27 protein-coding genes and 2 pseudogenes are annotated in these 24,348 nt (G+C 41.5%); 16 read left to right on the top strand and 13 right to left on the bottom strand.

Annotated features, from left to right (window positions below; genetic code table 11):
• On the top strand, nt 1-1,514 hold a 1,514-nt coding region (locus tag V7K89_RS08240), incomplete at its 5' end, for an NHLP bacteriocin export ABC transporter permease/ATPase subunit (protein ID WP_335186078.1).
• Between the two features lie 87 nt (nt 1,515-1,601).
• Nucleotides 1,602-1,862 carry a helix-turn-helix domain-containing protein gene (locus V7K89_RS08235; RefSeq protein ID WP_335186076.1) on the top strand — a complete coding sequence of 87 codons (261 nt, stop codon included), beginning with the start codon at nt 1,602-1,604 and terminating at the stop codon, nt 1,860-1,862.
• A gap of 25 nt (nt 1,863-1,887) precedes the next feature.
• On the opposite strand, the gene V7K89_RS08230 is transcribed toward V7K89_RS08235, so the two are convergent.
• Complete coding sequence (locus tag V7K89_RS08230; RefSeq protein ID WP_335186074.1) at nt 1,888-2,109, bottom strand: hypothetical protein; 222 nt, start codon at nt 2,107-2,109, stop codon at nt 1,888-1,890.
• 77 nt (nt 2,110-2,186) lie between these two features.
• Entirely contained in the window at nt 2,187-2,864 is a 678-nt protein-coding gene (locus V7K89_RS08225; protein WP_335186072.1) for a hypothetical protein, read from the bottom strand.
• A 654-nt stretch (nt 2,865-3,518) separates the two neighbouring features.
• On the opposite strand from V7K89_RS08225, the gene V7K89_RS08220 reads away from it, so the two are divergent.
• Nucleotides 3,519-3,833 (top strand): S-layer protein, encoded by a 315-nt coding sequence (locus tag V7K89_RS08220; protein ID WP_335186070.1) that lies wholly within the window; start codon nt 3,519-3,521, stop codon nt 3,831-3,833.
• Nucleotides 3,834-4,773: 940 nt separating this feature from the next.
• Here the strand turns inward: V7K89_RS08220 and V7K89_RS08215 are convergent.
• The 3 genes from V7K89_RS08215 to V7K89_RS08205 all read right to left on the bottom strand — a co-directional run bounded on the left by V7K89_RS08215 (nt 4,774) and on the right by V7K89_RS08205 (nt 6,877).
• Nucleotides 4,774-5,793 (bottom strand): aldo/keto reductase, encoded by a 1,020-nt coding sequence (locus tag V7K89_RS08215; RefSeq protein WP_335186068.1) that lies wholly within the window; start codon nt 5,791-5,793, stop codon nt 4,774-4,776.
• Nucleotides 5,794-5,926: 133 nt separating this feature from the next.
• Complete coding sequence (locus V7K89_RS08210; protein WP_335186066.1) at nt 5,927-6,238, bottom strand: isochorismatase family protein; 312 nt, start codon at nt 6,236-6,238, stop codon at nt 5,927-5,929.
• 60 nt (nt 6,239-6,298) lie between these two features.
• Nucleotides 6,299-6,877: a PEP-CTERM sorting domain-containing protein gene (locus tag V7K89_RS08205; protein WP_335186064.1), complete on the bottom strand. Its 579-nt coding sequence runs from the start codon at nt 6,875-6,877 to the stop codon at nt 6,299-6,301.
• 89 nt (nt 6,878-6,966) lie between these two features.
• On the opposite strand from V7K89_RS08205, the gene V7K89_RS08200 reads away from it, so the two are divergent.
• Entirely contained in the window at nt 6,967-7,200 is a 234-nt protein-coding gene (locus V7K89_RS08200) for a hypothetical protein (RefSeq protein WP_335186062.1), read from the top strand.
• On the opposite strand, the gene V7K89_RS08195 is transcribed toward V7K89_RS08200, so the two are convergent.
• A complete protein-coding gene (locus tag V7K89_RS08195) occupies nt 7,160-8,386 on the bottom strand; it encodes an FAD-dependent monooxygenase (RefSeq protein ID WP_335186060.1) in 1,227 nt (408 codons plus the stop codon). The two genes, V7K89_RS08200 and V7K89_RS08195, sit on opposite strands and share 41 nt — an antisense overlap.
• A gap of 856 nt (nt 8,387-9,242) precedes the next feature.
• Between V7K89_RS08195 and V7K89_RS08190 the strand changes: the two genes are divergently transcribed.
• The 5 genes and pseudogenes from V7K89_RS08190 to V7K89_RS08175 all read left to right on the top strand — a co-directional run bounded on the left by V7K89_RS08190 (nt 9,243) and on the right by V7K89_RS08175 (nt 11,654).
• Nucleotides 9,243-9,905: a DJ-1/PfpI family protein gene (locus V7K89_RS08190; RefSeq protein ID WP_335186058.1), complete on the top strand. Its 663-nt coding sequence runs from the start codon at nt 9,243-9,245 to the stop codon at nt 9,903-9,905.
• A gap of 10 nt (nt 9,906-9,915) precedes the next feature.
• A complete protein-coding gene (locus tag V7K89_RS08185) occupies nt 9,916-10,344 on the top strand; it encodes a DUF6220 domain-containing protein (protein WP_335186055.1) in 429 nt (142 codons plus the stop codon).
• A 9-nt stretch (nt 10,345-10,353) separates the two neighbouring features.
• Nucleotides 10,354-10,512 (top strand): hypothetical protein, encoded by a 159-nt coding sequence (locus V7K89_RS08180; RefSeq protein ID WP_335186053.1) that lies wholly within the window; start codon nt 10,354-10,356, stop codon nt 10,510-10,512.
• A gap of 58 nt (nt 10,513-10,570) precedes the next feature.
• Nucleotides 10,571-10,792, top strand: a pseudogene (locus V7K89_RS35800) (2TM domain-containing protein); the annotation flags it as partial.
• A 220-nt stretch (nt 10,793-11,012) separates the two neighbouring features.
• A complete protein-coding gene (locus tag V7K89_RS08175; RefSeq protein ID WP_335186051.1) occupies nt 11,013-11,654 on the top strand; it encodes an HD domain-containing protein in 642 nt (213 codons plus the stop codon).
• Between the two features lie 233 nt (nt 11,655-11,887).
• On the opposite strand, the gene V7K89_RS08170 is transcribed toward V7K89_RS08175, so the two are convergent.
• On the bottom strand, nt 11,888-12,163 hold the full coding sequence (locus V7K89_RS08170) for a transposase (protein WP_335186049.1): 276 nt from the start codon (nt 12,161-12,163) through the stop codon (nt 11,888-11,890).
• A gap of 260 nt (nt 12,164-12,423) precedes the next feature.
• On the opposite strand from V7K89_RS08170, the gene V7K89_RS08165 reads away from it, so the two are divergent.
• The 4 genes from V7K89_RS08165 to V7K89_RS08150 all read left to right on the top strand — a co-directional run bounded on the left by V7K89_RS08165 (nt 12,424) and on the right by V7K89_RS08150 (nt 14,866).
• Nucleotides 12,424-12,570: a hypothetical protein gene (locus V7K89_RS08165; RefSeq protein ID WP_335186047.1), complete on the top strand. Its 147-nt coding sequence runs from the start codon at nt 12,424-12,426 to the stop codon at nt 12,568-12,570.
• A gap of 193 nt (nt 12,571-12,763) precedes the next feature.
• The gene (locus V7K89_RS08160; protein ID WP_335186045.1) at nt 12,764-13,753 is read left to right on the top strand and encodes an adenosine kinase; all 990 of its coding nucleotides are present in this window, start codon (nt 12,764-12,766) and stop codon (nt 13,751-13,753) included.
• 242 nt (nt 13,754-13,995) lie between these two features.
• Nucleotides 13,996-14,229 carry a hypothetical protein gene (locus V7K89_RS08155; RefSeq protein WP_335186043.1) on the top strand — a complete coding sequence of 78 codons (234 nt, stop codon included), beginning with the start codon at nt 13,996-13,998 and terminating at the stop codon, nt 14,227-14,229.
• A gap of 115 nt (nt 14,230-14,344) precedes the next feature.
• On the top strand, nt 14,345-14,866 hold the full coding sequence (locus tag V7K89_RS08150) for a hypothetical protein (protein ID WP_335186041.1): 522 nt from the start codon (nt 14,345-14,347) through the stop codon (nt 14,864-14,866).
• Nucleotides 14,867-15,115: 249 nt separating this feature from the next.
• On the opposite strand, the gene V7K89_RS08145 is transcribed toward V7K89_RS08150, so the two are convergent.
• A complete protein-coding gene (locus V7K89_RS08145) occupies nt 15,116-15,535 on the bottom strand; it encodes a hypothetical protein (protein WP_335186039.1) in 420 nt (139 codons plus the stop codon).
• A gap of 45 nt (nt 15,536-15,580) precedes the next feature.
• Nucleotides 15,581-15,802: pseudogene (locus V7K89_RS08140) on the bottom strand (hypothetical protein); the annotation flags it as partial.
• A 124-nt stretch (nt 15,803-15,926) separates the two neighbouring features.
• On the opposite strand from V7K89_RS08140, the gene V7K89_RS08135 reads away from it, so the two are divergent.
• Nucleotides 15,927-16,187: a transposase gene (locus tag V7K89_RS08135; protein WP_335186037.1), complete on the top strand. Its 261-nt coding sequence runs from the start codon at nt 15,927-15,929 to the stop codon at nt 16,185-16,187.
• Nucleotides 16,188-16,820: 633 nt separating this feature from the next.
• On the opposite strand, the gene V7K89_RS08130 is transcribed toward V7K89_RS08135, so the two are convergent.
• The 3 genes from V7K89_RS08130 to V7K89_RS08120 all read right to left on the bottom strand — a co-directional run bounded on the left by V7K89_RS08130 (nt 16,821) and on the right by V7K89_RS08120 (nt 18,577).
• Nucleotides 16,821-17,270, bottom strand: coding sequence for an SET domain-containing protein (locus V7K89_RS08130; RefSeq protein ID WP_335186035.1), 450 nt, complete (start codon nt 17,268-17,270; stop codon nt 16,821-16,823).
• 2 nt (nt 17,271-17,272) lie between these two features.
• The gene (locus tag V7K89_RS08125; protein WP_335186033.1) at nt 17,273-17,584 is read right to left on the bottom strand and encodes a DMT family transporter; all 312 of its coding nucleotides are present in this window, start codon (nt 17,582-17,584) and stop codon (nt 17,273-17,275) included.
• Nucleotides 17,585-17,746: 162 nt separating this feature from the next.
• Nucleotides 17,747-18,577: a fatty acid desaturase family protein gene (locus V7K89_RS08120; RefSeq protein ID WP_335186031.1), complete on the bottom strand. Its 831-nt coding sequence runs from the start codon at nt 18,575-18,577 to the stop codon at nt 17,747-17,749.
• Nucleotides 18,578-19,614: 1,037 nt separating this feature from the next.
• Between V7K89_RS08120 and V7K89_RS08115 the strand changes: the two genes are divergently transcribed.
• Both V7K89_RS08115 and V7K89_RS08110 read left to right on the top strand, forming a co-directional pair.
• The gene (locus tag V7K89_RS08115) at nt 19,615-21,900 is read left to right on the top strand and encodes an ATP-binding protein (protein ID WP_335186029.1); all 2,286 of its coding nucleotides are present in this window, start codon (nt 19,615-19,617) and stop codon (nt 21,898-21,900) included.
• Nucleotides 21,901-22,611: 711 nt separating this feature from the next.
• Nucleotides 22,612-23,052 (top strand): hypothetical protein, encoded by a 441-nt coding sequence (locus V7K89_RS08110; RefSeq protein WP_335186027.1) that lies wholly within the window; start codon nt 22,612-22,614, stop codon nt 23,050-23,052.
• Between the two features lie 14 nt (nt 23,053-23,066).
• Here the strand turns inward: V7K89_RS08110 and V7K89_RS08105 are convergent, their stop codons facing one another.
• Nucleotides 23,067-24,233, bottom strand: a complete 1,167-nt coding sequence (locus V7K89_RS08105) for an IS110 family transposase (protein ID WP_335186025.1) — start codon at nt 24,231-24,233, stop codon at nt 23,067-23,069.
• Between the last annotated feature and the right edge of the window lie 115 nt (nt 24,234-24,348).

Genomic DNA, 24,348 nt, shown 5'->3' with positions numbered 1-24,348 from the left:
ACAGGAGTAAGGTTTCATTCTACAGGCACTTAGACGTTGATATACTCCATCATCCCATACTGTATTGCACTCAAGCAGGAACTGCTATATTTAATCTGCGGGTATCTTTTTTTCGCGAATATTCAATTGGGGATTTACAATCTCGTGTTTCGGCGATCGCTAAAATCCGCCATCAACTCAACGATACAGTCCTACGCACAATTTTTACTAGCTTCTTCTCCCTACTCAATTTGGGACTTTTATTCATCTACAGTTCCAGCCTCGCTTTAGTTGTAGTAGCCATTGCACTAGTGACAATTATCTTGACTACTATCTCAGGTGTACTCAGCCGCCAGAAGTTGCGTTCTTTAGAAGAAATAGAAGGAGATATTTTTGGTTTTAATGTACAGATGGTTGCTGGCGTGTCTAAACTCCGAGTTAGCAATGCAGAAGACCGCGCTTTTGCTTACTGGGCAAAAAAGTATACTCAACAGCTACAACTCAAGCTGAGTACAGAGGTAATTGAAGATGTCTTAGCTATATTTAATACCGCTATGCCAACTGTCAGTTCGATAATTATTTTTTGGCTGGCAGTTATTTTAATTACACAAGCCCCATCTCAAAGCGGCACAGGACTATCTACAAGTACATTCCTCGCATTTAATTCAGCCTTTGCCATATTCATTGCTGGGGCAACTCAACTCAGTAATACTATAGTCAGCATATTAGATATCAGTATTTTCTGGGAACGTGCAAAGCCCATCTTTCAGGCTAAACCAGAAATCGACCTTAACAAAAGCGATCCGGGGCGGTTAACAGGTCAAGTAAAAATTGATCGCGTGACATTTAGCTACCGAGAAGATGGCCCTCTTAATTTAGATGATGTGACAATTCAGGCAAACCCAGGAGAGTTTATCGCTTTGGTAGGACCTTCTGGAAGCGGCAAATCAACTATTATTAGGCTGTTATTGGGTTTTGAAACGCCAAAAAATGGTACGATTTACTACGATGGTCAAGACTTATCAGGGTTAGATACATTGGCTGTACGTAGACAGATTGGTGTAGTGCTGCAAAGTGGTCGCATCAATAGCGCTTCGATTTTTGAAAATATTTCTAGTGGCGCATTAGTGACAATGGAAGAAGCTTGGAAAGCAGCACGCATGGCTGGATTTGCTGATGATATTCAGGCAATGCCAATGGAGATGCACACAGTCATTTCGGAAGGGGGCACAAATCTTTCTGGCGGACAACGACAAAGGTTACTAATTGCTCGTGCTTTAGTATCAGAACCAAGAATCCTGATTTTTGATGAAGCTACTAGTGCTTTAGATAATCGTACTCAAGCTATAGTTAGCGCAAGTTTAGACAAGTTGGGGGTAACACGTATCATCATTGCCCATCGTCTCAGTACCATCCGCAACGCTGACCGAATTTATGTGATTGAAGCCGGTCGAGTTGTACAGCAAGGTAAGTTTGAAGAATTAGTAAATCAAAAGGGGTTATTTGCTAATCTGATGGCACGACAAATGGCGTAAGCGTTTAGGGGGTGCAAAGAAGACGAAAAACATCCATCAGAATATAGCAATTTAGAGACAGGTTATCGCAAAGCCAAAGAACCAGTATTGCGGACACATTACCAAATAATTTGGCTGTTAGCAAAAGGTATAAGTACACAAGAAGTAGCAGCAGCCACAGGCTATAACCGTAGTTGGACTTATGAGTTGGTTTGGGGTTACAACCGCAGCGGATTAAAAACTTTGGCAGACCAAAGGATCTTAAATCAAGGAAGTAGTAAACCACTTTTAGACGATATACAGCAAGCACAACTATGGCAGGCAGTACAAGAGCCACTCACCAGCAGAAGCGGGGCAATGGAATCGTAGGAAGGTTGCCGACTGGATTGCTGATTTAATTGGTCGTCGTGTGAGTCGCCAACCAGGATGGGAATATTCTCAAACAAATGCGTTTTCGTTTGAGAGTTCCCCGACCAGAACATTGTCCACCCTGCCGTCCTTGGCGGTTCAAATGCGGGTGCAACACTTGCACCATTTCAGCAAAGGTATTTCGACTAACCCCACACAATCGTTTGAACTCACTATCCAAAAGCGGTTGTAGCTCGCTGTAAGCCATTTTTTCTCCTTCACGCAGATGCTCCCACTACCTTGATTGTGCTATTATTTGCGGTCACCAACTGGCACACCGTCTCACTATTCATGCAGGAGGTCTAATGATTCTTCACGAATATTTGATGACACCAGTGACGAGCGCAGGCAAAGATAAGCAAGAGAACCGAGTAAGGGAACAAACACCACTGCTAAAAATACCTCGGCATTAGGGAAACGGCGACGAGCCATATCATCACCAACAACAGCAGGAAATAAAACATAAAATAGGCAAAATGCCAAGCTCATGCCATTGATAAAGCGATCGCTTTGGAACTGCTGCACATAATCTCCCCAATCACCCAAGGCAAAACCATAGACAAGCAAAACAACTGTGCTTAAAGTCAAAACGATACCGTAAAGGCGAGAATCCAGCAGATTCAAAAAAGCATCCTTTTGTCCAGAAAATTGTTGATTAGGTTCACGCAAAGCCAAATATGGCAACAGACCAAGTATACCTGAACTCACTGATGCGATAGCAAAAGGCCAAAAAGGAATCGATTGCATCCTGCCATCAATGAACAACAAACTACTGTAAATTAATAGCCAAATACCCACTAGAGAAAATAAAGACAGGATAATTGGATTAATAGCAGTCCACTGAAGAGTAAATATATTTTTCAGCAACGTTAGGGTTTCATCTAAGTGCAGGGGCGGTGCCAACAATAAAATATAGGCGATAAATCCAGCCCACAGTAACCACAATGCAAGTTTAAGAGTCATAATGTTCATTCAGTTGCATAAAATTATTTCAAAGACACAATTAATTGAGTCCTATAGTGTCTTTATGTTGATCCTAGAAGTTTTATGAAGCAGCCAGGATTTAACTAATTGATATTCAAATCCTAGCTGCATTGTAAATTATGAATCCTCTGCTCGTTGTCGCTCAATGGGTAGAGCATCAAATTATGTTAGTTTAGGAGTAGTGTCATCAAGTTAAGCCTTACCCACTTTCGTAGGGCAACAATTCGTATTGATACAGCTTATAAGTTATCTATGCTGGTTCTTACGCTTAACACTCTTTGAGTTCAAGCTTCACACCTGAATGGCACTAAGAAAAGCGCAAACACTTATAAATTAAGCAGTTTGCAATTGCTTGCTCCTCTGTTGTCTAGGTTGCTGTATCAAATTTTAATGAGAATCAATCATGAGAGAATATGGCTTTGAGTTAGGGGTATAGTAAGCGATCGCTGTCGGTGAAATATCAAAAGCAGTTACCTCAAATCCCAGAGAAAGCTAAAGCTTCGGCATCGTCTCCCAAGCCAAATTTTTGTTTAAGTGCCGCTAACACTTCATCTAGGCAAAATTATTCTAGTTCCTAGGCTGCTGTCTGCAAACTAAGATAGGGTTAGATGCCATCTCTAGAAAACTCAAATTATGAAGTACAAAATTTTAGCTACACTCGTAGTACTAGCTACTATTAGCTTTGTTACTCCTACTAAATCTCAAGAACCTATAACTGAAGCTCCAGCAACATTAAATCAAGTTGTGAATGCTTGCGTTCAAAATCAAGCCCAAACTTTACCAAATCCTTTTACTGATGTTCCATCAGACCATTGGGCTTTCAAAGCAGTTATGACCATGCATTATTGTGGTGCATTTCGCCAAGCGACACCACCAATTTTATTTAAAAAACTCCAACCCACTCAACACCAACAGCAATCACAGCAAGAACAACGGTTTGAAAAATAATTACCTATCACCTGTTGCTCGATTAGGAATAAGTAATTTGTGCGTCCACCGTGGTTATGTTCTGTAAAGGGTTTAATCAAGCGATCGCTTGAAATATTTATTTATTGCATAGCTTTCGCTTAAGGCTCTGTTTAGAATCAGACAGCCTCTTTAGAGGCTAAATTTCTTAATTTTAAAATATAAAAATTAATTGAATAATTAGACTATTAAAATTATCTACGTAATCAGTTACCTTTTTAAAAACAAAAATTAGATCAACTTAAATACAGAATCATTGCGTTGATTAGATAAAGTTAAATATAGTGGTTGGGAAGCAAGGCGCTTATCGTCAGCTTTTACAGCCTAGCTTCAGAATGGTAAAAGTTTGCCTCTGCAAAGTCTTAACCTTTGAAAGAGCGACCTCCTTGTCCTGACAAGAGTTATCTTGGGGAATATCTAGACTGTCCAAAGCAAGGGTTTATACAGAATACATCTAGGATATGCGGTTTGACAGAATTTCTTCAGAAGCGAGTAAAGAATAGGCTATATCAAAATTTCGATTGCTACTGGCTACTGTTAAATGATTCACCATTGGGTGCAGTTGTGAATCTGGCTTTTACCGTGCAATATAAAACTGCCCTAGACGCAAGTCAGAGCAGTTTTTGATAGAAGTAAATTATATAGGGGACAATTAATGTTGTCCCCAGTTTATTCATAGTAAATACTGTTATATAATACTATTCACCTTAATTTTCGTACTTTACGCAAAAAACGAATAATCTTGAAGTTGGCATTACAAAGTTGAGAAGTCAGCATCAGCCAGCGTATCATAGACGGCATCCGCTTCTCTACTGTCTACCTCTGATTTAGTTATAAAACTTCCTCAACCGGGTTAGAACAAGCAGATAGGGGGCGATCGCACCAAGCTCACTGCCTTCATGCGATCACAACTCAGATATTTTTATTGTGGAATGCGTTCAGCCCCGAACTTGCGCTGATGCCAGTAAGGATAGATTGGCACGATCGCGCTAACTTCATTGAGCCGATTTACTTCCTCTAGTGTTAGCTCCCACTGAGCAGCACCAAGATTGTCTCGAAGTTGTTGTTCATTCCGCGCTCCGATAATAACGGATGTAATACCAGGCTGACGTAACAGCCAGTTGAGTGCGACTTGAGCAACACTAACACCACGGTTATTAGCCACGAAGTGCAGAACTTCCACAATGTCATATCCCTTTTCCAGGTCACTGACAGTGCCAATATCACCGATTTTTGCTCGTCGCGTCCCCTGCGGTTGCGACTGACCACGACGATACTTACCTGAGAGGAAACCAAAAGCGAGCGGACTCCACACCAAGATACCCACACCTTGATCTAAACTTAGAGGAATTAGTTCAAATTCCAACTCTCGCGCCACAAGCGAGTAATAAACCTGTTGTGACACATAGCGCTCCAAGTTCAAACGCTCTGATACAGACAGCGCCTTCATTAAATGCCAAGCTGAATAATTAGAGCAGCCAATGTAGCGAACTTTGCCGCTACGTACAAGTGAATCTAAGGCGCGAAGCGTTTCTTCTAGTGGAGTCAGAGCATCAAAACCATGAACTTGATAGAGGTCGATGTAATCTGTGTCTAATCGTCGTAGGCTGTCCTCACAGGCTCGAATCAGATGATACCGTGACAGTCCAGTATCATTTGCTCCTTTTCCCATACGACCATAAGCTTTAGTTGCAATAATTACATCAGAACGACGCTTTCCGAGAGCTTTACCAAGAATCTCCTCAGAAAGTCCATTCGAGTAAACATCTGCTGTGTCAAAGATGTTGACACCTGCATCAAGGCAAATATCAATCAGATGCTGCGCCTCGTCTACCTGAGTCGCCCCAATTTCTTGGAAGAAGTCACTACCACCGAATGTCATTGTACCGAAACTGAGAACCGAAATCTTGAGACCAGACTTTCCTAAAAATCGCGTTTCCATCGCTGTTATTCCTTGAAGCCGTGCCTATTTAAAGTCAAGTGAACATTTTCTCACAATGGATCGTTTCTCCAGAAAAGCTTATGACATCTTCTCAATCACCTGATCGCTCATCTGAATTTGGTTTTTTCCTATATTAAGTTTCAGCAAAAAAAATACCTGCATTATGTGCTATCTGATCACCATTACTAAAGCAAGCATCCTCGATAATGACTGGTTCAATACCGCGCTCAAAAGAGTCAATTGCTGTCTTCAAGATACAGCTATCAGTTTCAACTCCACAAAGATATATTTTGCTGATTTGATTAATCAAAATAAAACTCGCAAAATTTTCCGTAAATGCTGAGTAATAAGATTTATCAAAAATATTATTTATATATAACTGAAGTTCATCAATAATGCTCGTTTCGGGTTCATGTATCAATCTTGACCAATGAATTAGTTTCACATACTTGGGTGAAAACAAGGTTCTTATTTCCAGATCAGGTTTGTGTATGTTGAATTAAATTTAAGCTTTAGTCTCACCAGCTTTTTTAGAGGCAGCAATTGCACTGACTCCAAAAAATAAACCTAATAGGGAAGTGGGTTCAGGTATGGATGTAGATGAAGAACTCACGGTAATATTGGCAGCAGAATCTTCATAGATGTATGTTCCTGCCCGTCCCACTTCACCCGTCAAGCTAATTTTTGAGCTTGAAGTTCTTTCTAAGGTATATTTAGGAGCATCAAAAGCAATGCCAAAATCAACCACTAGATTCCAATTTGACCCAGAATCAAGCTCAAATTTGACATTTCGGGTTAAGTCACCGCCATTAATAGATCCTGGATTCAAATTCAGGTCTAGATTGCTGACGTTAAGCTGCCAATCGTTCAAAGCCCCATCAGGAGCGTAAACCACAAATCCCGAATATTCACTCTCTTTTGGCAAAACGTTCTCCAAGAAAGGGCTAGCATCGACTAAGGTAAAATCACCCGAAAATTCTTGTTTAGTTAGAATAGCTCCCAGCACGGGAGTAGCATGAAATACGCTTGCTAGTAGCAAACCAATCAGGGCGACGCTAACTTTGGGGGGTCGAACTTGATTCATGGAAAGGGTATGCTATCTAAAATTATTGAAGGTATGCTATCACATCTGTGACAACTTAAGATACACTCAATACACCAAAAAGTTCTGCGATGCCTGCGGCGGGTGTAGCCATCGCTCAAGCCCAAAAATGGGCAATACTATATTATATTCCCGTGGGTGATGGTGCTTCAAAGGGGGCTTCCCGGTGGATGAAAGCGGCAGGTATTGTAATTGATGAGGAGCATTATCGTAAAGTGGCTAATGCCAAAGATATTGACAGGAGAACTTACACCACAATTGGGACTATTCTTTCCAAGAAGGTTGATAATCAAACAACCATTTAAACTGCAAGTCAGCTAACCAAGTAGGAGTCAGTTTGTATATCCAATTGCGGATGAGGCATCTCATTACAGAGTTAGTTTGTCCAAGTTGACCAACTTGCCGAGAAGTAGTAAATACACGAGTTACGCGTTTGCTACGGCTACTCTCAAATTGACGCAATAGTAATACAACTTGATCGGAGCAAGCTCCCTTTTTAAGTAACTTGACCAGTTCAAACGCATCTTCTATCGACATACAACCCCCTTGACCAAGATTTGGTTGCACAGGGTGTGCTGCATCTCCAATTAAAGTTACTCTTCCTTTACCCCAAGAATTTCCTAAAGGTTGACGATCAAAAATATCATCTCGATAAATGCTTCCGTTTTCTAAAACTTTCAGGATAGAAGGTACAGGTTCAGCATAATCTGAAAATATTAATTTCAAGGCATTTAAGGAACCCCCAACTAAGTCGTCATTTCCACCCTGTTCACTATTGTTGAAGGCATAAAACGAGAATTGCCCTCCGCCGACATCAAAATATCCAAAGCGATTTCCTCGACCCCAAAATTCCATCCAACTATATTCTTTATCTAATGCAACACTTGAGCCGTCGAAAAAACCTCTCCAGCAACACATCCCACTGTAGACTGGCGGCTCTAATTTTTCTTTCTCACAGAGGCTTGCACGTACTTGTGAATAAAGACCATCCGCACCTACTAATATGTCACCAGTTGTTGTACTGCCGTCTTGAAAGTTAACTCGTACACTATCTTCGGTTTCCTCAAATTTCTCAAAAGTCATCCCAGTACGTACTATTCCATAAGGCAATGCTTCATACAAAATTTGTTGTAATTCTTTTCTGGAAAGACATATACCTAAGTCTTCTTCTCCAGCGAATTTTGGTGAGTTAATATACAGTGGAGTTCCATCTTTACTAGAAAAACCACCCTTTAAAATTTTACCTCCCTGTGCATAAAAACGTTGATAAATTTTTCCTAACCAAAGAAGTTGATAAACTCGTATTGCATTTCTTTGAATAAATATACCTCCTGCTCCAGAAAGCATTGCATCCAGTTGACGCTTCTCGTATACCTCTACTTCGATATTTGCATCTAGGCAGGCACGGGCCAAAGTTAACCCACCAATTCCACCCCCGATCACAATTACCTTCGACACTGAGGACTTGATTCCTTTCTCTAATGTTTGCATCGCTTGTTCCAGATGGGTTGGTATCTTTGTTGAACACTTTTAGTATTATTGCACCCACCTTATCTTGATATCCCTGCTCCCCTTCACCCTTCATAACTTTCACCATCCACAAAAAATTAGAAGGTGAACCAGTATGGAACGCATACCTGGGGCAGTGGCTCCTTTGAGTTAACAATGATAGCGCGTGTACATCTGTGGTGTGCGATTGGTTAACGGTGGTTTAGGTCATGTCAGTAGATCGAAAACTTTTGTAAGTTGACGAAATCATCAGGGTTTCAGCTGACGTTTTGGGGCTGATGATCGCGTAGGCGCAGCCCACCGTAGGCATCGGTTGCACTGCATTCTTAACCCACCAACAACGCCCATTTCTTGAAAAGCAGACTCTGACAGGATTGCGGCAAATTGTATTTCTAAACTAAAAAGAACGGCTGTTCACGGTTCTGGAAAACTTTTCGGTCTACTGCATGTAACTTGGGGATATCGCTAAACGTCACTCGATTAGCATTTAGCGATTTTGTCCACACGAGTGCGAGTCAGGCGTTGGCAAGATAGCTGCCTTCATAAAAGGGCCATGCGATCATCATACCTTGTTGAACTCAATATAGAGTTGCTTCAGTGTCCGCATAAGTACGTTCGGTAAAAACTGCTATCCTTCTTGTGCCAAGCAAATGTCTTTCAGGTATAGCAGCAAACGCCCAGAGGCGATCTGCATTTCCTTACGAGCAAGCATAGCACCCAAACAAAAATGAATCTCATGACCAAAAGAAAAGTACTCGATCGAGTACTAGGCGTAGTCAGTTGCCACTTCTAGTATAAGGATAGATTTCATGGCAACCGTCGATCGGAGAATTGATTTATGTCTGATTCACAAAAGCACATCATTGGCTTGGTTATATATCCCGGCATGACTGCACTTGATATTGTTGGGCCCCAGCAAGTTTTCAGTGGGCTACCCCATGTCCAAATTCATCGCATCTGGAAAACGCTAGACCCGATTCAAACCGATGATGGCATGACGATCGTGCCCGACACCACCTTTGCAGATTGTCCGCTACTGGACGTGATTTGTGTCGGCGGTGGCATGGGACAGCAAGCAGTTGTAGACGATCCAGAAGTGCTAGACTTTCTCCGTCAACAAGGAAGCAGTGCAAAATTTGTTACCTCTGTCTGCGGTGGGTCTGAGTTTTTGGCAAAGGCAGGACTGCTCTTGGGCTATCGCGCCGCAACACACTGGATGGCACGCCAACAGTTAGCTAGGCTGGGTGTTGAGGTTGGAACGGAGCGAGTCGTGATTGACCGTAATCGGATGACGGGTGGAGGGGTGACAGCAGGTATTGATTTTGGTCTAGTGCTTGCCAAAGCCCTCTACGGCGAAGAAACTGCCAAAATCACTCAACTACTAATGGAGTACGATCCCGCTCCGCCATTCGATGTCGGTTCACCCGAAAAAGCCGGATCTGAGTTGGTCAATCAGGCGATTGCCTATGCAATGGGGACGATGGGTTTAGAAGTAAAATAGGCAATTCGTCATGACTACAACTTCAGAAATTGATCGCGATCGCAGGTCTTTTGATTGGCTAGGGATCTGTTTTTATGGAACTGCAATCGTCTTTAACCTTTGCTTGGTTGCTCAGGTGATAACGGTTGGGATTGCCTATTTCACTGATCCTGCTTGGTGGACAGTTCATGTGTGGCTGGTACGGGGGTATAGCGGACTGTCGTTACTGTTGCTGGGTGGGGCGTTGATGCTGCCAGTCTCAACTAGAATTCGATCGCTTGCTGTGAGTCTACCTGTGCTGCTGGGAGTGCAATTTGCCAGCATTCATCTTAAGACTTCTCTCCATCTAGAAGTGCTTCATCCGCTGATTGGATTCACATTGTTCTATGTCTCCTCAAGCCTGGTGCATCATATATCGCGCGCTTTGTCCCCCGTCCATTCTCAAACTGAGAAGATTTGAGAGGTAGAAATGATGTCACAATTCCTAACCCGCTTGTATAGTCAGGAAGAGGTGCAACAAATTTTGAACATTGCGGTGACGCAGCACTATACTTCAGGAACTGAGTTATCTTACGCTCAGTTGCTAGAAATCGCACAAGAACTCCAGATTCTTCCCGAAAACCCTTGAACTTGCAGAAAACAAGTGGCTCAATCAGCAAGAAGCAACCGAGAACCGTCGAAAGTTTGATGCCAGTCAACGCTCAAGACTGCGAGCTAGAACGAGTAGATATATCATTATCAATGCCTGTTTGGTCGCATTAAACTTCTTAACCGGGTTCAGTGTTCTTTGGTCATTATACGTTTTGATTCTTTGGGGGATGGTTCGTGGTTTGGATACGTGGAGATTCTTCTACCAACCAAAAGGTCAAGCCAATAGGCGAGTTTTCCAAAGCTGGAAGCACAAGTAAAATCGTGTCTCACGCCCAGAGACTAGAAGCTGATACTGCCTCGTTGTTTGAGTGCCCAATCATACGAGTTCCAATTGCGAACTTTATACTTCGCCTTTGTCTTCATGGTCAGAGTTGGAATGAGAATAAGTAAAATTTACCATTTTTTCCTATTCATGCAACAAAGCCGATCATTAGTGCTGATGTTGAACCTGTTATTTCGTTACTCAAGGAAGCAAATATGTCTTTAATTAGTCCCTTAACGAATCACTCAATTCCCGACAGTGAGATATGCAACAAAGCCACACAACTGGTTGCAGAAGTGTCTCCAAGCTTTTTGTGCCATCACTGCATTCGAACATTTCTGTTCGGTGATTTGCTCGGTCAACGCGACGGGCTAAAGTGCGATCGGGAGTTGCTCTACCTGGGTGCTGTGATGCACGACTTGGGGTTGAGCGATCGCTTTCAGGGGGAACAACGATTTGAAGTGGATGGAGCGGATGCGGCACGAGCCTTTGCTTTAAAACACGGTTTGTCTGACGAGAAAGCGGAAGTGGTTTGGGACGCAATTGCGCTTCACACCTCTGTGGGTATTGCCTCCCGCAAACAGCCAGAAATTGCGCTGGTGCATTTGGGGGCAAGTGCAGATGTTTTGGGAATCAGGATTACTGACATTGCTTCAGAAACCGTAGAACAAGTGATTGAAGCATACCCTCGGCTCGGCTTCAATACAGCGATGACCGAATTATTAACGACGCAGGTCAAACGAAAACCTCAGACGGCTACATTAACCTGGTTAGCAGAAGTCGGTCGTAGTTGCGTACATGGATTTATCTCACCTAGTTGGAACGAGATGCTTGATCGCAGCCCATTTGCTGAGTGATGATCTCGAGGGGTTCCTGACTGTATCAAGAGGACTATGGTACTGAATAACGGGAGCTTGCAGTGAGTAAAGAAGGGAAACCCCAAGGTATCAACTGCTAAATGCCTTTTAATGCCATTAGTCGATTTGTAGAACAATATCCTTTCGATGCAACACTGGCATAAAAGAGTGTTTTTTCCCGCTTGAGAGTCGATGATCAGCAACGTTGTCCACTTGGCTTTTTTTTAACCTGTTCACGCACTCTTTGCATGTAAGATGCTCATCAGTTTATCGCTCGCTCCCTCAGCCCGCCACTGCAAGTAATGCCAATATACCGTCGAGTAGGGGGGTGGGTCCTTGGGTAAGTCTTCCCAATTGCAGCCATTCTTGAGTTGGTAGAAGATACCATCTAAAATTTCTCGCTTTGTCCAGTTAGGTGGTCTGGTCTGCTTGTTAATCGGTAATATAGTCGGCAATAAGGGTTCGAGGATTATCCACTCTTCGTCTGTGAGGCTGCTAGAGTATGGCATGACTGCTGGATACGACTTTTGCGCTAACTTTACTTTAAGACAGTAAAAGATGTCAAATGGGTTCTATACAACTCTCCTTTACTCCAGATAACTATTGATAAACAATCTGATCAGATTCTCACACTACTCTCCCATCGGCTGGTTGCTGATGTATTTTATGAGAATGGGCAGGAATTCATCAAATTCACCAACGGCAAGGAAGTGTGAGTCAAGACAGCATGGCGGTGGGAGTGGGAACGAGTGCTGGAATATGCCAGTAGTTGAAAGCGATTGCTACTCATTCCAATCAACCAACGCACCATCTACGCAAGCGATCGCCCATTGTGGAAACTTCCCCAATAGTTTTTTTATCAGGACTTACGCAACTGGTACAGGGCGATCGCTATCTAATAGTTCATGCTTTATAACTGTTGAAATGCTTTCTAAATATAGATTTTCGCAGTTTGTGACCCTTTTTTTGATTTTTTTGTGAGAAATCCGGGAAAAGACCCTGAAAAATACGGGTCCACGAAATTATGACCAAGCAACTCTTAGGGAGTTGCCTATCTGTTATTATCAGTTCTGTTCAAGTCAGATAGAAATTATTCTAGGAGATAAACAATGGGCAAGAAATATGATGTTTATGGTGTAGGTAATGCTTTAGTAGACATAGAATACGAAGTATCTCCAGAGTTATTACAAAAGCTAAAGATTGATAAAGGTGTAATGACACTCCTAGATGAAGACAGTCAAAATCATATTTTGGAAAATCTCAAAAATCTTCATTGCCATAAGAGTTGTGGAGGTTCAGCAGCAAACACAATAGTGGCAATTAGTCAACTAGGAGGAAAAGCTTTTTATTCCTGCAAAGTGGCTAATGATGAATTTGGAGACTTTTACATAGAAGATTTACTCAACTCTCAGGTAGATACCAACTTAAAAAATGGCGACCGCCAATCAGGAATTACAGGTAAATGTTTAGTGTTAGTAACTCCCGATGCAGATCGCACCATGAATACATTTTTGGGAATTACTGAAGAATTTTCTACACAAGAATTAGTATCATCAGCGCTCGCTGATTCAGAATATGTATATATCGAAGGATATTTAGTGACTTCTCCCACAGGGAAACAAGCAGCTATAAAGGCTAGAGAAATAGCTGAAAAAGCGGGAGTAAAAACTACCATGTCCCTATCTGATTACAACATGGTGAAGTTTTTTAAAAATGGTTTATTAGACATCATTGGACCTGGTTTAGACTTGATTTTTGCTAATGAAAGTGAAGCATTAGAACTAGGAGATACAGAAGATTTTCAAGTAGCTGTAGACAAACTAAAAACCCTGAGTAAGAAATTTGCCATTACTCGTGGTTCCAAGGGGTCAGTAGTATTTGACGGTCAGAAATTAATCGAAATCGCTGCACCTCAAGTAAAAGCTGTAGATACAGTGGGAGCGGGAGATATGTATGCAGGAGCTTTTCTCTATGGAATTACCCAAGGTATGAGCTATGAAGAAGCTGGAAAATTAGCATCAGCCGCAGCTTCTAAGATTGTTACATCCTATGGGCCAAGATTAAAAACTGAGGAATTAAAGGCATTAGTTACTACTTAGAGGGTGTTTGAAAAGTTTTGAGGGGTCAAATTTTATGCCAGCAGTATAAGTCTTCGTAACTCTTTCATTTAATTAAATCTTAAATTTAAGAGTTAAAAAAACGGTAGAGCAATTAAGAATCTACCATTTTTTATATATGTTGAATGCAGTACTCAAAAGTCAAGTAATATTTTTTCCTTGCTTTCTTATCTTAGTGAATTTGGGGTATTTATTTCTGCACAGGTGTTAATTTCAAAGATACAATGGCTCTGAGCCGAATGGCACTAAGAAAAGGTAAATGGTTGATGCAGCAAGGAGCAGAGGAGCAGGGGGCAGAGGGGAAAGACGAAGAGGATAAAGCAATGGAATGTAGAGGAGATAGGAGGAATGAATTATTATTTTTCTCCTCTGCTCCTGTGTCCCTCTGCTCCTCTACAACCCTTATGCTGTATACTATAGGGCTTAACAAGCGTGCCATTCCATCATCAGGCTATTGAGTTATTCGATTTTAGGTGGACAAAGTTTTGTGATCGCTACTCGTCCCCACATCAACACTTCCCACGCTAAATGCTAAATTTTATTTAGCCACCCAGCAGGAGTTTTCTTTTTCTTATGTGGTTCTGGTCTGCCGATTCAGTAGAACAAGAATTATTTGATTTGTACGCTCCAGCCCTGCGAACGCTCGGCGTAAATTTCAGTGATGAGCAACTCCAAGACACTCTAGAAGCATCAAGCTTAGGTTTAGAAGATGTTTTCAGAAGCGCGATCGTTTATATACTATGGCTCGAAGAAAACCTGAAGCCGATCTACCCGACTGCGATACTAATCGACGCACTCGCAAATCAATGGCGCACCAAGTACTGGAAGCCGGAGTATTTAGAACTTGAACAGTTGCTCTCCCCCGGAAAGCGCTGGTGGAAAACAGCAGTGGATATGTGGGGTTACGACGAGCGTAATCAACTGGTTGCAGACATATTTTACGACCACGGGCAGGAATTTATTAAGTTCCGAAATGGTAAAGAAATTCTAGTTGACACTGCTTATAAGTGGGGATGGGATCGAGTCGCAGATTATGCATCCCCGTTTTTAGAAAGTAATTGGTCGCTTCGCGGTATCAATGCAAGGGAATCTTGATCTACACCTTCTACATTAGTATATAAACACCGTCAAGCAGCAATCACTTTAGTTGCATGCTATTCTGAGATAGTGTGATTTTTACCTCTCCCAATCCACCTATATCTCATTAACACAAGCGATACCCCACTGTGAAAACTTCGCCAATAGTTTCTTGATCGCAATCTGCAAAGCCGGATCATCATTCCAGCACGAGAGCAAGAAGTCAAACCCCAGATTCTGCCCTGAATTCGCCGCAAGTTTGAGTTTCTACATACGTTTTGGTCGCATATTTGACCTTGCAACTATCGCTTCATGCGACCATTTTTCAGCACTGGTGACAGGCGCGGCGGAACCTTCGCCCTCATGAACTGCTTTGACTCCTTCACCCGAAACCGAGTTTTCAGTCTTTAAGGAAGTGGGAAGGCTTGCTTGGGCTTGTTCTTCTAAATCAGTTAAATTTTGTGCAACGGGTGCGGCGGAATAAGCACCTTCATGACAGTCTTTCGGCTCAACACCACGATCCTGGTTTTCTTCTGCCAACGAAGCAGATTGATTTGGTGCATCTTCCACAAGCGTTAGCGTCGTGCAGTCCATTGCCATAGGCAAGTCTTCCTCTTTCTCTGACACGCCTTGAACAAACTGAGGCGACACGACCCCCAAGGGAGTGTAGCTTGCTGCCGTAGGCATTGCCGTCTCCTCCTCATGCGAATTTCCTGTAAGCAGACATTCTTAGGCATTTTCTTTGGGCAGTTCAACAGCTAGCGATCGCAGGTCAATTGTCTTCTCCAGTGCTTGCTTCACCTGCTTGTTCAAGGCTTTGGTCGCTTGCTGCGTGAGAGTATTTCCCCACTGTTGGACAGAATGGTGTTGTACAGCGTGTTTCAATTCCTGAATACGTTGTTGGAGTTGCTGATTCTCCGTTTCTAACTGCCGTAGACTTTCCATCTCGTCTAAGGCGTGTTTTCAAACTCGTTATATCCTAGAAAAAAGGCGATCGCTATATAGTCATGATCAACCGAGGAGACTAGGTGCTGTTAAACGTTCTAGTCGAGGTCGTCTACGTTTACGCTCTTTGAGATTGGTTGGAGACAAAGGCTATACAGGTCGCAGAATCCATAATTACTTACGCCCTGAAAGTGGTCTTCATCTTACTATCCCACGACTCTCAAGTGAACCACATCGAGGTTCTAAAGCCTTTGAAATCTACCGTCAACGCAATATTGTTGAACGCGCTATCAACCGATTCAAGCAGTTTCGCCGCATCGCTACTCGATATGAGAAATTTGCTGCAAATTATACAGCTATGATTATGATCGCCTCCATTCTTTTGTGGTTCTAGTTTGAAAACACGCCCTAGGGTATTTTGAACAAGAAACAAGACTTGATTGGGATGCACCTTCTTGAGCTTGTGATTGGCAGGAAGTATATACTCCCGTTAGTTTCTTCAAATGGCAATATGATATTGTTGGAAACTCAAATTACTAATGAGAAATTTCTTGACAGAATACGATTACCTCCGCGATCACACTTCTCATAATCCTTACCCTGAATATGTTTCGGGCATTTTTGACATGTTATTTATTCATATAGTGTGAAAAACCAAAATCTAGATTTTATAAGGCTTTGAGGATTATGGTGAGAAATCCAGAGATCGCATCCACGAGCTTTTGCGATGTGCAGTCAATCGCCATAGGCGAGTCTTCTTTCTCTTCCACGCTCTCAGCGGGTTTAAATTCTCCAGTATACGCCTTCAGGACTGTTTACTGCGATGCACTGAAGCTCAACGAAGTGTTCACTGCTTTAAAGCTGGGACTGACTCGAATGCGGGCTTGAAATCGGAGGCAGGAGACAGAAGTCGGAAGTCGGAAGTCGAAACAGCAGGAGGCAGAAAAATGGATTCTTCCTAAGTGAATTTTGAATTGATTTGTCTCTCTCATCCCCCCATCTCCCCATCCCCTTATCTTTGCGCCGTTTACCCAACGCTGAGGGATGTTGCTTTTTCTGCAATCACTGCTTCGTTAAAACTTAAAGTTCTAGAAAATTGCAGCAATCCAACTCGAGCAAAATACGTATCATCATAGCAGTTGTAATCGCATAGCAATTCTTCTCCTGGCACGATATCACGTGCAGTAACATCTTGTCGGGGAGTGGAGATAATGTTGGGAAAATCTGGCTCATGATTAATGAATCGCTGGTCATCAGAGCAGAGAATATACAATTCTAACTCTTTATCGTAGTATGCATACTTGAGAAATTGTTCCCTAGCTGGCTCAGGCATTCTCAATATGTCACTCTCAGAATAAGCAGAATCAAAATCGGGATGATATTGCCACGTTACAGTCCCTTTAGCAATGAATTGGGCAGCAAACAGTCCAATGCCATGTATTTCACTAAGTCCAATCTGTGTTTTTACTAAGAGCATCGTTACACTATCCTTAAACCAATAACACCAATAACAATCAAACCAATGCAAACAGAGCGAACTATCCCGTAGGTTTCATCAAACAGGATAATATCTGCAATCACAGTACCAATAGCTCCAATGCCAGCTAGAACTGCATAGGTAGTTCCTACTGGAATTGTTTTGAGTGCCTGTGACAAAAAGAAAAAACTTAGGAGTGTGACAACAATCGTTGCTGCGGTCGGTAGGAAGTTTGTAAAGCCATTGCTCCATTTTAAAGTGACTGCCCATGTTGTCTCTAAAAGACCAGCGATTAAAATATTTATCCATGCCATAATTTCAAGACACCTGATTTGAAAAGTTGAGTTATTAAGGGGCCCTTGCAAAAATAAGTTGGTCAGGCTTGGCACGCGCTCTTAAGAGCGCGTGCCACCTCCATGAAAGATTGTGAATGAATTGATAAATATAAGCCTGACCAACTTATTCGTGCGGGGATGCTAATACTGCACAGTTTGTCTGACTGAAGTTTCAATCTTTCCTCTATGATGTATAAAGCCTAGAGGAGGTGGAAATTTCAATATCACTCTCACAACGCCATCTAGCTGTTTGCGTAGATTTTCATAGACTTGAGGTCTTTGGCTCCAATGAACATTAGGACGCAAGTGATGTTCTTGGTGATAACCTTCGTTGCAGAAAAGGAAATTGTAGATGCGGCCATAATGGCTAGTTGAATTGGCATAGAGGTTTTCAGGTATCGCTCCAAAGTGTTCGTAATAGTTAGCTAAATAAGTTAAAAACCAACCAAAATAGAATACAGGCAGAACAAAAAATAGAAAAAACTTCCAAGATATCAGCAAGTATCCAATAATTGCTAATAGACAAGTACCACATTCTAAATACAACTGAAGACTTTCTTTATGAGTTATTTGACGAAATGACTCAGTTATGTCATCACGCAAAATTGCTAAAGCACAGTACGTGATGACATTTTCACTTTCACCATTTTTACCATAAGCAAAGGTAGAAGAATGATCCTCAGTTTTACCATGTACATCTTGCCTGTCATTACCATAGCGATGATGATTGAAATGAATATGACGATAATGAGTTACAGGAGAATATAGATTAGCTGAGTTGACTATCGCATAAAGATTGTTGAGTAAATTAGACCTAAACCAAGGAGTATGAACAAAGTTATGGGTAGCAACTAAGGCGTTGTACCAAAACAGAAATAAACAAAGTGGATAAAACCACAAGTTATGTAAAAAAGCTCGTGATTCCCAAGTTATTGACAACCAAATATTTAATACTAGTTGAAAAATTGTCATAGCAAACAGAAGGCTATCCCACAGAGAATACTTGAACAAAGTTTTCATCTTCTCAGCTTAATTGAAGGTCAGAGGATGTCTGAAAAATCTTGGCGGTCAACCAAATATTGAGATACAACTCTAGCTTCTCTTCAAAAAGTATGATAACTTAATTTGATTTTTGAAAAATTATAACTATATGTAGTACATTACCGCGTAGCGTAACGCACCTTATATATATTTCAAAAATCAAACATGATTCCCATATCACACTTGCATAGTCAAGTTGCACAGTCAGACTGACGCTGCAAAAAACAGACAGCATCAAGGTTTCCTAGACTACTGGCTATAACAGAGGAAACCTCTGCGGTGCAGTGACTAAAATTGAGTCCAAATTAAAGTTTCAAGCTGAAGTTATCCCTTTTTTAAAAGGAGATAGAACTGGTGAAATATTTGTTAAGCTAATGCGTCTACCAATTGCATTTTTTCGTAGAGGCTGCCATTATCTTTTCTGTCTTTAGTAAACACAAATGACTAATGACATAAACGCTTCTGCGGTAAGCCGCAGGTTAGCATAAGGCTTACGATTAAGTGTGCAAATTTGTGCATACGTAACAGCTTACTTTTAGAAACATGTTCTGAGATAGAGATGTTATAAAATCCCTATTTACAAAACTATCAGGAGCTATATTTTTAAGGGAACACTTTAATTTTTTTCACCTTATTAGAAAGTCTCTCAGTCTTTGTAAAATATGTCAAGTACTTTCATTTTCTTACAAAATATAAATTATTTTTATAAAACTTAAAGCTATTACTACTTTCAAAAAAATAGAGAAATAGGGGGTAAAAATATTGTTTGTAACAGGATGATATTAAGTATGTGGTAATACTTTTACTTATAAAATATTATTTTTTATACTTTGATATCTCTGTAAAAAGATACCTTTTTTTCTTGACACCTTATCTAAACTAAGAATTTGGTTGCGTAAATCCTGATATAAAAAACCTAAAAACGGGAATTATAAGTTGATCTCGTTTGATAATGGGGTTTTTTGGTTATGCGGCATAAAGACTCTAGGTGGTTTGGGCAGCTTTCTCTGCAACCGATTCTTGTTGTATCTTTTTTGCTGCAAATTTTTACTGCTGTGGGGCTTGTTGGATATTTCTCGTTTAAAAATGGTCAGCAAGCGGTTTATAATCTTGCTGGGCAGTTACTTGATAAAGCCAGTCAGCAGGTAAATGACCATTTAGACAGCTATTTGGACTTGCCGATTCAATTGACCCAAATAAATGTCGATGCGATCGCTAATAAAGAACTAAATCTCAAGGATTTAACTGCCAGTGGGCGTTATTTTTGGAGACAAGCTAAAGCCTTTGAGAATCTCAGCTATATTGGGTACGCTTTACAAGATGGAACAGAAGCAGGTGCGGGACACTGGGTAAAAGGAATCGATCTGCTACTGTACGAAAATATGGGAAAAGGGCAAGCTTCAGACTACATTGCTAACGATGAAGGCAAACGTATTGAACTGTTACAAAGCTATGGTTTCAATCCGTTAACTGAGTCATGGTACAAAGATGCTGTTGCAGCAGGCAAGCCCTTCTGGAGCCAAATTGAGTCAGCCGAGATTGGAGAGGTAAAACTGAGTGCGACGGGAAAGGCTCTCAATATCAAGAGTAACGCCTTACAGGGAGGGCTTGAGTATTACGTGGCAATTTCTAGGGCTACTCCGTTTTATGACAAAAGGCACAAGTTGTTAGGTGTTACGAGTGTTGAACTAACACTAACTAGTATCAGTGAATTTCTCCGTCGCTTGAAAGTTAGTTCCTCTGGAGAGGTCTTTGTTATAGAACGCAATGGGCAACTAGTAGGAAGTTCTGGCAAATATCCTATTTTACATAAAGCAAAAAATAAAATTGAGCGCTATGGTATCATCGACAATCCTGACCCACTAATTCGCACCGTTGCTCAAAGGTTGCAAAAACAGTTTAACACCCTGCAAGCAATCCAAGAGAGTCACCAGTTTGTCATTTCTTTCAATGGACAACAACACTTTGTTCATATCACACCTTGGCAAGATCGGTACGGTTTGGATTGGCTTGTGGTTGTGACTATACCCGAATCTGACTTCATGGCACAAGTCAATGAAAATACTCGCACTACCTTCTTACTCTGTTTAGGGGCGTTGGTTGTGGCAACGATACTGGGGATTTATACATCTCACTGGATTATCCAACCGATTTTTCGGCTAAGTCAAGCTGCTAGAGCGATCGCAAATGGACAATTTAATCAAAACGTTGAACCACCAAAGGTCAAAGAACTAGGAATTTTAGCTGATACATTCAATCATATGGTGCAACAATTACGCGAATCATTTACAGCTTTGGAAAAAACCAATGAACAATTAGAACAACGAGTTGAGGAACGTACAGCTGAACTTCAAAATACTCTCCAAGAACTGCAACTTACCCAAGCCCAGATGATTCAAGCCGAAAAAATGTCTAGCTTGGGGCAAATGGTTGCTGGGGTTGCCCATGAAATTAACAATCCGGTCAACTTTATTTACGGCAATATTCTTTATGTCAACGAATATACTCAGCATCTGCTGGAATTAGTGCAACTGTACGAAAGTGAATATCCGGCTTCTACATCAGCTATTCAAGCCAAAATTGCTGATATTGATTTAGAGTTTCTGCGTGCAGATTTGCTAAAGCTACTTGCATCGATGCAAATTGGGGCTGAACGTATTGAAGAAATTGTCAAATCGCTAAGAACCTTCTCACGGTTGGACGAATCTGAAATGAAGGAGGTTGATATTCATGAAGGAATTGATAGTACCCTGTTGATTTTGCAACATCGCCTCAAAGGTAAACCAGGCTGTCAGGCGATCGCAGTGATTCAAGATTACGGTAACTTGCCTTTAGTGGAGTGTTATGCTGGACAACTTAATCAAGTCTTGATGAATATTTTGACAAACGCCATTGATGTACTTGAACAAGTCAATACCCAATCGACATCTCAAGACTTTCAGGCTCGCCCCCCGCAAATTAGCATCCGCACTTCAGTGATAGATTTACACTGGGTACAAATTGCGATCGCTGATAACGGAACGGGTATGTCACAAGACGTTCGTCAACATATCTTTGACCCCTTCTTTACAACAAAACCTGTAGGAAAGGGAACTGGTCTTGGCATGTCTATCAGTTATGCTATTATCACGCAAAAACATGGTGGTAAGTTAGAGTGTTTCTCCACTCTTGGGGAAGGAACAGAGTTTTTGCTTCAGATTCCGATCCGACAGTTGGACGCGGGGACGTGGGGACGCAAAGAAAGAGGGGGATGAGGGAGATAAGGGAGATGAGGGAGTGAGAGAGAATAATAACTGATTCCTGACTTCCGACTTCCGACTTCTGCCTCCTGCCTCCGATTATTATTCATCTGACTGCAACAAGCATTTTCCAGTTTTGACTTGACACCAGCACCGACTGGAGATGTTGCCAGCACTTCAATATTTTTGGGACATTAACCTATAAAATTCGCCAATGGTTAATTGCTGAAATTGGCGATCAAATTCGCTTGGCTTGTGTTTTTTGGCTGATTTAGCTTTGGACATTGCAATATTATTAAGTCTATTTACCCAGTTGTAGTTTTCTCGTTTGACGAACCCTTACGCCCTGAACCTCAAAATTATCGCATTACATTTGGTGATTTAAATGTACTGGACTTTCGGTTTGTAGCCATTCAATTAAATCGTCTAAGCTGGCGAGATTTTCTCACCCAACCAAACCCAGTAGCAGCAGCACTGATGTCGATGATGAATATTCCTCAGCAAGAACGTCCACGGGTAGGGATTTCCAGAAAATAAAATGCCCAGCCGTCGCTTTCGCCCCGAAGGGGTGAAAGCACCTCAGTCTTGTCTGTAAACCGTGCTGTCCTATAGTGGAAGGGCTTGAAAGTTGATATTGCTACCCTAATCTCTGCCGTCAGAAAGATTTATACAAACAATAAGAGGTTTAAGCTAAGTACAACCAACAGTAACGCAAGGAAAAAACAAATGAATCCACCTGCAACTGTTAATACAAAATTCCAGAAAGGTGCGGCATTTATATTGCTTTCTCTAGCTTTAGTTAGTTTAGAAATTCCTTCTTCAACTGGACAAAGCCTACCAAATAGCTCAACCAAATCGGCTTCGCTTACTGACGGGACATATTTATACGGCGAAACTCCTAAACCTAATCAAATTGGGAAAGCCTACTTAGTATTGCAACGTCAACAAGGAAATATTGTCGGAGCTTTGTACTATCCTAATTCTGAGTTTAGTTGCTTTACAGGAAAACAGAATAACAACACAGTTTCTGCTAAATCACTTAGTTACAATAAAGCAAAAACGGAAAAAATGAAAATTAACCTATCCAATTTTCATCAAATCAAATTTATTAGCGCTAACGACCAACGCATCCTCTCAGTCTGCAAGCAAACAACAGTTGCTTCTTAGCAATTACCCCTCTTTCAAGAAACACATTCGGTGAGGTGAGAAATAGGGACAAGTTCCAAACCAAGAGCCTGAGCTTTATGCCGGAGGTTTTTGAGAATCAGCTCCTGATATTTTTGCTCATAGTAGTCCATACCAGGATCAGAATATTGCCCAGCAGTTGTCCAGATTCGGTAGAACAAACGAGCCAGTTTGTGTGCAGTAGCAGTGATAGCTTTGGGTACGCCCAAGCGAGAACGTAAGCGGCGATAAAACGCGCCCAGCGCAGAACGACTGTGAGTCAGAGAAAAAGCAGCCATACGGAAAGCATTCGCAGCACGATTGACAACAGTACGAGTTTGAGAGCTTTTGACCTTACCACCAGTAACTTTTTGACCAGGACATAAACCCAACCAAGATGTGAAGTGCTTAACTGTATGAAAGCGTTTTGGGTTTAATCCTACCTCAGATAAAATCGTTTGAACAGTTAAAGCATCAAGACCATCAATCAGTGTAAAGTCTACGCCTGCCATCCCATAAAGATACTTGTGTAAATCAAAACTTGGGTGATTTGCAGTCGGTTTTTTCCGGCGTTTTCTCTCCGTTGTTGGTGGTTCATCTAAAGTCTTAGGTTCAAAAGATGCTAAACATTTTTCAATTTCAGCGTCAACAGCACTAATCTGTTGTTGATAAACCTCATACAAACTTAATTCTTGCTGGAGGACAAATAAATGTTCACGACGGTAATCACCAGTTAATGCCTTAGCAATATCTGCTGTACTGCTTTTGATGCGTGGGTCTTTGAGTGTGGCTAAAACTTGTGGGTCTTGTTCGCCCCTGACGATGGCTTTAATAATCTTCATTCCGGTTAAACCCGTGACATCGCTGATAACTTTGTGAAGATGTAAATTCATCTGGATAAGTGCTTTTTGCATCCGTTGTACATGAGTACTACCACTCTTGATTAAGCTGTCTCGCTGACGGATATAACTGCGTAGCACACAAATTTCGTTTTCCGGGCGAAAAGAACCAGACAGTAGTCCATAAGTATGTAACTTTTGTAACCACTGGCAATCTAACACATCAGTTTTACGCCCTGGTACGGTTTTAACGTGATGGGCATTGACTAATTTGACCTCAAAACCCTTAGCTTCTAATATCTGAAAAACAGGAATCCAATAAACTCCTGTAGCTTCCATTGCCACGGTATCTATGCAATATTCCTTTAACTCCTAAGAAACACATTCCGTAGCGTTGGAAATAGGGATGAGCTCTAAGCCAAAAGCTTGAGCTTTTATCTTCAGGTTTTTAAGTATCCGG

This window comes from Nostoc sp., assembly GCF_036917515.1.
Classification (GTDB): Bacteria; Cyanobacteriota; Cyanobacteriia; order Cyanobacteriales; family Nostocaceae; genus Nostoc.
This window is presented reverse-complemented; position numbering and strand designations above follow the sequence as displayed.